Source organism: Streptomyces sp. NPDC002690 (assembly GCF_053592415.1).
Window position 1 is genome coordinate 1 of the sequence record NZ_JBSFVR010000378.1, and the last position, 7246, is coordinate 7246.

Annotated in this window: 3 protein-coding genes; 1 reads left to right on the forward strand and 2 read right to left on the reverse strand. The window is 71.2% G+C overall.

Annotation, left to right across the window (positions count from 1 at the left end):
• Nucleotides 1-131: 131 nt before the first annotated feature.
• Both ACWD3D_RS30930 and ACWD3D_RS30935 read right to left on the reverse strand, forming a co-directional pair.
• Nucleotides 132-2660 (reverse strand): hypothetical protein, encoded by a 2529-nt coding sequence (locus ACWD3D_RS30930; protein WP_451464059.1) that lies wholly within the window; start codon nt 2658-2660, stop codon nt 132-134.
• A 239-nt stretch (nt 2661-2899) separates the two neighbouring features.
• The gene (locus ACWD3D_RS30935; RefSeq protein WP_451464060.1) at nt 2900-4942 is read right to left on the reverse strand and encodes a M4 family metallopeptidase; all 2043 of its coding nucleotides are present in this window, start codon (nt 4940-4942) and stop codon (nt 2900-2902) included.
• 946 nt (nt 4943-5888) lie between these two features.
• Between ACWD3D_RS30935 and ACWD3D_RS30940 the strand changes: the two genes are divergently transcribed.
• On the forward strand, nt 5889-7246 hold a 1358-nt coding region (locus ACWD3D_RS30940), incomplete at its 3' end, for a nucleotide sugar dehydrogenase (RefSeq protein WP_451464061.1).

Genomic DNA, 7246 nt, shown 5'->3' on the forward strand with positions numbered 1-7246 from the left:
GCGGCCCCGGTGGTGGCATGGTGTGCAGATCTCTCTGAAAGCGACCTGGGAGGAGTGCTCAACCGATTTGATGAGATTTCCTTCGCCGGCAGCAGCTTTAATGGGCCCGGGGCCTTCTCGTGTTCCCGCCGTCAGCGCACGTCGACGAAGTCGCCCGCGGCCGTGGCCGGCGGGGTCGACGCGGTGCCGGCGAAGGAGTAGCGCCAGAACCCGTCGACCGAGGCGGTCACCGTGGTCCTGAGGTTTCCGACGGAGTCCGAGTTCACGGTCTTCACCGTGGTGTAGGTCGTCGTCCCGTTCTTCCGGAACTGGAGCCGGACCGGCTGGGTGGCGTAGCCGTGGTAGCCGCCCGCCTCCCAGTTGGCGCGGGAGAGCTTGCCGGTGACCGTGATGGTCTTGCCCTTGACCACGGGTTCAGGTGCCGCGTCGGTGGTCTGGGTCGAGTCGCGCTGGATCGCCACCGACGCCGCCGCGTGCAGATCGGTGAGGCCGCTGCCGTCCGCCGACTCCGCCCAGGCCGCGAGCTTCCAGGTGCCGGCCAGCGCGTTGAGACCGAGGGTCCACCGGGGAGAGACGTAGGCGAAGTCCGTTTCGCACGAGGACGTGGTCGCGCTGACCTTGGTGCAGGTGGCGGGCCAGGAACCGTAGAGCACCCCGTCGGGGGCGTCGTACGAGCCGTGGTACAGATACATGTCCCCGCCGGCGATGCCCGCCGGATCCGTGGCGGTGAACGTCGCCTTGAACTCCTGCTGCGGCTGGTCGGACAACTCGACGGCCTTGCCGCCGTTGACCACGATGTTCGAGATCCGGGTGGAGCCGGTCGTCTCGTCCCCCTGGGTGCCCGGCCCTGCGAAGGCGCGGTCGAGGGTGCGGCGCAGGCTGCCGCCCTCGTCGTCGGTGGCGGTGACGCGCAGCGACACGAAGGCCGCGGTGGCGGGAACCGTCAGGGAGGCCGTGGCACCGGTGAGCGGCAGGGGGGTCCATACCGCTCCGCCGTCGACGGAGTACTCGATGCCGGTGACGGACGCCGTCGCGGAGGGCGCGAGGGTGTCCGCGGTGGCGGTGACGGTCACCGGGGTGGTGGCGGTGGCCCGGTTCGACGCGTCGAGCCCGGTGAGCCTCACCCGGGTGCCGACCAGCGGCAGCGCGGTGGCCCGGGACGTGGTGCCGGACGTGAACGTCCACTCGTTGCGCACCGTCGTGGACAGCTTCCTGTACGGCACGCGGTGGTCGACCGTCTGCTCCAGGGTGTACGTGCCGGAGCCGGAGGGGACTTGGGCCACCAGGGGATGGTTGACCGGCTCGTCCAAGGCCTCCGCCCAGGTCACGCCGTCGCGCGCCAGACGGTAGGAGACCGCCGAGCGGTTGTCCGACCCGTAGTGCCCGTCGGCGTCGCCGAGACCGTCGGATTCGTACAGCGTGACGGTGTTGCCGCTGCGCCGTGACCCCGAGCCCTCCGTCCTGACCGGCTGCAGCGGCGCCGCGCCGAGGATCTCCCCGGGCGTGGTGCCGGCGGCCAGGGTGCGGTCCGGGAGCCGCAGGGTGTAGTCGCCGGTCCCGTAGGAGAGGAGCCTGCTGTAGGAGACGCCGGGCGTGACGTACTCGGTGACCGGGCCCGCCACGGGCACGGCCGAGTCCACGTAGACGCCGGTCCACTCGCCGAGGTCCGGAACCGTCTGCAGCAGGGCGGTGGTCCGGGTGCCCGGGGCGTTCACGCGGGTGACCGTCTTCGCGAGCGAGGCCTGCTTCACCGACGCGATCGGAGCGGCGGGCACCGTGTCGGTGTAGGTGTGCATGAGGTCGTACCGGAAGGGGCTCGGGGTGCTCGCCGTGCTGCCCTTGCGGCTGAGCACGTCGTGGATCCGCAGCGCCGCGCCGGTCTGCGAGAACGGGGTGACGTACACCTTGCCCGCGTCCGACCCGGCGAATCCGGCGAGCTGGTCGCCAGGCACCGAGATCCACACGGCGGAGGCCTCACGGACGGCCGTCGTGTCGTCGACACCGATGCCCGTCTCCTTCGCCGCGCGCTCGTCGAAGGAGACGGTCGTGGCGGCCGTACCGACCTTGAAGGAGCGGGTCAGGATGTAGGACGGGCGCTGCCAGTCGCTGTGCAGCGCCACGGAGAAGTAGTCGCCCGGGGGAAGCTTGACGGTCGCGGACGGGCCGATCTCGTCGCTGTCGACGGCGTAGGACGCCCAGGTCTTGCTGTTCCACACGTAGAAGGTCTTGGACAGCACGTCGGCGTTGGTGATGTTCAGATTCACCGTGTACGAGGCCGCCGCCTGTGCGGCGGACATGGCCGCCGCGGCGGCCGGGACGGCGATCCTGGTGGGCCGCACCTGCTGCGGCAGGGCGGTCGGACGCACTTCGAGCGCGCCGTTCGCCGAACCGAAGGCGTAGGTGCCGGCGGAACCCGCCGAGCCGCTGTCGGTGATGCGCACGTCACCGTCGACGAGGCTGACGCGTTCGCCGTCGCCGAGAGCGGTGCTCCCCGGTGTGACCGCGGCGGTTCCCCGGGCGGACGGCACCGGGGCGGTCGGCTGCGGGTCCGTGTCCGAGGCCGTGGCCGACCCCGGAGCCAGCAGGATTCCCCCCACCACGGCGGCGCACAGCCCCGCACCGATCGATCTTCGTACGTTCCACTTGCTGGTCCCGGACATCGAATCCGCCCTCCCCATGGATTTTCGCGCAACGCCCCGCAAGGTCCAGGGGCGTTGATCATCGACAGCTTAGACGGCCACCCCCGCGGGGGCTTTCGGGGCCATGGCCGGCAAGGGGACGGACGGCGGCGGACGGCCCGGGAGGAGAGGCGATCTCCTCCCGGGCCGTCCGGGGTCCCGCCCCGACCGGGCCTGTTCGGCGCGGTCGGGTCAGGTGGGTTTCATCGGGCGAGGGCGCGTCAGAAGGTGAGCGAGAAGCTGTTGATCTTGCCGGTGTCGCCCGAGGCGACGTCCTGCGCCTTCAGCTTCCAGACACCGTTGGCGACCTGCGCGGAGGCGTTGACCGTGTAGGTCGCCACCACGTTGTCGGCCGAGTCGCTCGACGAGGAGCTCTTCAGCCGGTAGGAGGTCCCGTTCGGGCCGACGAGGTCGACGACCAGGTCACCGCGCCAGGTGTGGGTGATGTTCACCGCGACCTGGAGGGTGCTCGGAGCGTTGCCGGTGACACCGGAGACGGTGAGCGAGCTGGTGACCGCGGCGCCGTTGTCCGGGATCGAGACGGCGGTGTTGCTGGTGAAGACCGTCCCGGTGCCGGGCGTCGTGCCGCCCGGGCGGGTGCCGACGTTGATGCCGGCCCAGGCGTTGGCCACGGCGGTGTACTCGGCGCTCGTCGTGCCGTACAGCTCACCGGCGGCGGCGAGGGTACCGGTACGCGCGGAGGCGTAGTTGGTCGTCGTGGTGAACTTCGTGGTGAGCGCCCGGTACCAGATCGCCAGAGCCTTGTCGCGGCCGATGCCGGTCACGGCGAGGCCGTCCGAGGTCGGGGAGTTGTAGGAGACGCCGTTGACGGTCTTGGCGCCGCTGCCCTCGGAGAGCAGGTAGAAGAAGTGGTTCGCGGGACCCGAGGAGTAGTGGACGTCGGCGTTGCCGATGCCGGAGTACCACGAGTCGTACGAGCCGCCGTCCTTGCTCGGCTTGTCCATGTAGCGCAGCGGGGTGCCGTCGCCGTTGATGTTGATCTTCTCGCCGACGAGGTAGTCGCCCGGGTCGGCCGCGGTGTTGGAGTAGAACTCCACGCCCGCCGCGAAGATGTCGCTGGTCGCCTCGTTGAGGCCACCGGACTCACCGCTGTAGACCAGGCCGGCGGTGGCCGCGGTGACGCCGTGCGACATCTCGTGGGCCGCGACGTCCAGCGAGGTCAGCGGGGCGGCGTTGCCGGCGCCGTCGCCGTACGTCATGCAGAAGCAGCTGTCGGTCCAGAAGGCGTTGACATAGTTGTTGCTGTAGTGGACCCGGGAGTACGCGGCGACGCCGTTGCCCTTGATGCCGGTGCGGCCGTGGACGTTCTTGTAGTAGTCCCACGTCTCGGCCGCGCCGTAGTGGGCGTCGGCGGCGGCGGTCTCGGTGTTGGTGCCGACGCCGTTGCCCCAGACGTCGTCCGCGCCGGAGAAGAGCGTCCCGGTGCCGGACGTGCCGTGGTTCAGGTTGTACGTCTTGTGGCCGCCGCGGGTGGAGTCGGTGAGGTTGTACGAACCCGTGGTGCCCGAGGTGCCGAGGGTGACGGTGCCGCTGTACTGCGTGTTGCCGGTACCGGTCTCGATGCCCTGCCACTCGAAGAGCTTGGCGCCCGAGGCGGCGTCGGTGACGACGTGCAGCTCGTTCGGGGTGCCGTCCTCCTGGAGACCGCCGACCACCGTCTCGAAGGCGAGCTTCGGGGTGCCGTCCGCCAGCCAGACGACCTTGCGCGGGGCCTGGCTCGCCGTGGTGGCCTTCGAGCCGTCGGCCGAGGCCGCGCCGAGAGCCTGCTTCTCGGCGGTGGCCGGGGCGATGTCGGCGACGGTGCCGACCGCCTTCAGCTGCGCGGTGGTGGCACGGGACGCCTTGGTGACGGACTCGGTCGCGCCGGCCGCGCTCGACGTGACGACGAGGTCGCCTCCGAGGACCGGCAGCCCGCCGAGGGTGCGCTCGTAGCGGGTGTGCACCGTGCCGTCGGCGTCCTTGACGACGTCGCGGACGACGAGCTTCTCCGTCGCGCCGAGCCCGAGTTCCTTGGCGGTGGTGGCCTTGCCCGCGTCGGCCTTGGCGATCAGGGTCGCACGGGCGGCGGGGGAGAGGTCCGCCGGCAGCGCACCCGGGTTGACCTTGCCCAGGGTGGGAGAGGCCGCCGGGGACGCGGCGGGGGTGGCGGTCGCTGCGGGGGAGGTGACGCCGACGGCGACGAGGGCTGCCGCGGCTATCAGGGCGCCGGTCGCGGTGGTGCGACGGCTGTGCGTGAGTCTCACGCGGACTCCTTCTGCGAGGGGGGTACCGGCGGGCGGTGGCCCGGTCGGCAGTGCAGGCGGTACGCGGAACGACGGAAGAGTGTCAGTCGCGGCGCGTTCCTGTCAGGAGCGCGTCAACGATTTGGCCAGAACTCGTCCGTTGCCGGGTGGCTGGTGTTCGTTAAGCGGACGTTTCGTCGATCTTGGTCCCGATGTCGGCCGCCGGCTGTCGGCCGTCGTCACCACCGGGAACGGCGGTCCACGGCCGTGCGGAACGTGTTCGAAATTTTCAGGGGTGGAAGGAGCTGGCTCACGTGGTGAGACGCGCAAGGCGCATGGCTCATAACCGGCCATGCCCAGCGCGTGCGGAGCCGGCCGCCCCGGCGTCCCCGCGCGGTGCGGGCCGGGGTGCGGCCGGGTGCGGGACGGTCCTTGGGATCGCGTGGCGGTGCGACGGGGGCGCATGCCGGTGCGGGCGGCGGGGGCGCGTGGCGCCGGGGAGTACGCGTGTGTGCGGGGAGCCCGACTTTCCATCGCCTTGCGGTCATACGATCGTTCCATCGCCGAATAGCCGCGAGGAGAAGGTGAATTACTCGCCGTCGCACCGGCCAGGGAATGGATGAGTACGCGAACGGGTAGAGGGTCGCCGTCGATCGTGCTGTCACGCCGTGTCCGACCCTGTGTTTCGTGACGGATCGGGCACGATTCCTCCGTGGTGACAGGAAAAGACCAGACCCCGGTCGAACCGGGCGAGAACCCCGAGCCGGAAAACTCGACAACCCCCGCCGCGGCGGGAGGCGTTCCGGTGCAGGGCCGAACCGACCCCGACCCGATTTCCTCGACGCCCGATCATTCGACGGACTTTCCCGCCCAGGCGCAGCCGCCCAGCCCCTTCGCGGTACCGGACGACGGTGCAACGCACCGCCTCCCGCTGTCCCGGGCGGAACGCCATGGACGGGCCGTCGCCGTGATCGGACTGGGGTACGTGGGTCTGCCGACGGCCCTGGCGCTGCGGGCTGCGGGCGTGCGGGTGATCGGGATCGACGTCAGCGCGGACCGGCTGCGGGACATCCGCGCGGGCGCCGTGGACCTGGCGCCGCAGGACCGGGAACGGCTGACGGACGCGCTGCGGGACGCCGCCTTCCTGCTCACCGACGACCCCCGGGCCTCCGCCTGGGCGGACACCGTGATGATCTGCGTCCCCACTCCCGTGGACCGCCACCAGGTGCCGGACCTCGGGATGCTCTCGGCGGCCTGCGCCTCGGCGGTCGCGCACGCGACGCCCGGACAGCTGCTGCTGCTGACCTCCACCAGCTACGTGGGGACGACCCGGGATCTGCTGCTCCTGCCGCTCGCGGCCCGGGGGATGAAGGTGGAGACCGATGTCTTCGTGGCCTTCACCCCGGAGCGGATCGACCCGGGGAGCGTCGGCCGCAGCCAGGACCTCACTCCGCGAGTGGTCGGCGGCGCGGGGCGTCGGAGCACCGCCTCCGCCGCCTCGGTGCTTTCCCGTGTCTGCCTCTCGGTGCACACGGTCGGAAGCCCGGAAGCCGCCGAGATGACCAAACTCTGGGAGAACACGTTCCGGGCCGTCAATATCGCGCTGGCGAACGAATTGGCCGACAGTTGTGCCGTATTCGGACTGGAACCCCGAGCGGTGATCGACGCGGCGGCCACCAAGCCGTACGGCTTCATGCCCTTCTATCCGGGCCCCGGGGTCGGCGGTCACTGCATTCCGTGCGATCCGCATTACCTGCTCTGGCAGTTGAGGGCCGAACGTATTCCCTCGCCGGTCGTCGACGCCGCGATGCGGGCCATCGCGGAACGCCCCGGACGCATGGCGGGGCTGATCACGGCAAAGCTCGCCGCGCGGGGAATTCCGGTTGCCGGAGCGCGTGTCCTGCTGGTCGGGATCGCGTACAAGCGGGGCGTGGCGGACGTCCGCGAGAGTCCCGCGCTGGAGATCATGGGGCTGCTGGCGGACTGGGGGGCGACGGTCGCCTTCACGGACCCGCTGGTGCCGAGCGCCGAACTGCACGGTGAGACGCTGGCCGGTGTCGCCGACCCGTGGGGGCAGCGGTGGGACCTGGTCGTGCTGCACACCGTGCACCCCGGCACGGATCTGAGCCGGCTGGGCCCCGAACACACGGTGCTCGACATCTCCCAGGACCGCAGGGGGCCCGGCTCGGCCGGGACGTACCGGTCGGCGGGGACACACGGGGTGGGCGCGCACGGGTCTGGTGCGCACGGGACCGGTGCGCACGGGCCTGGTGCGCACGGGACCGGTGCGCACGGGCCTGGTGCGCACGGGCCGGTCGGGGCCCC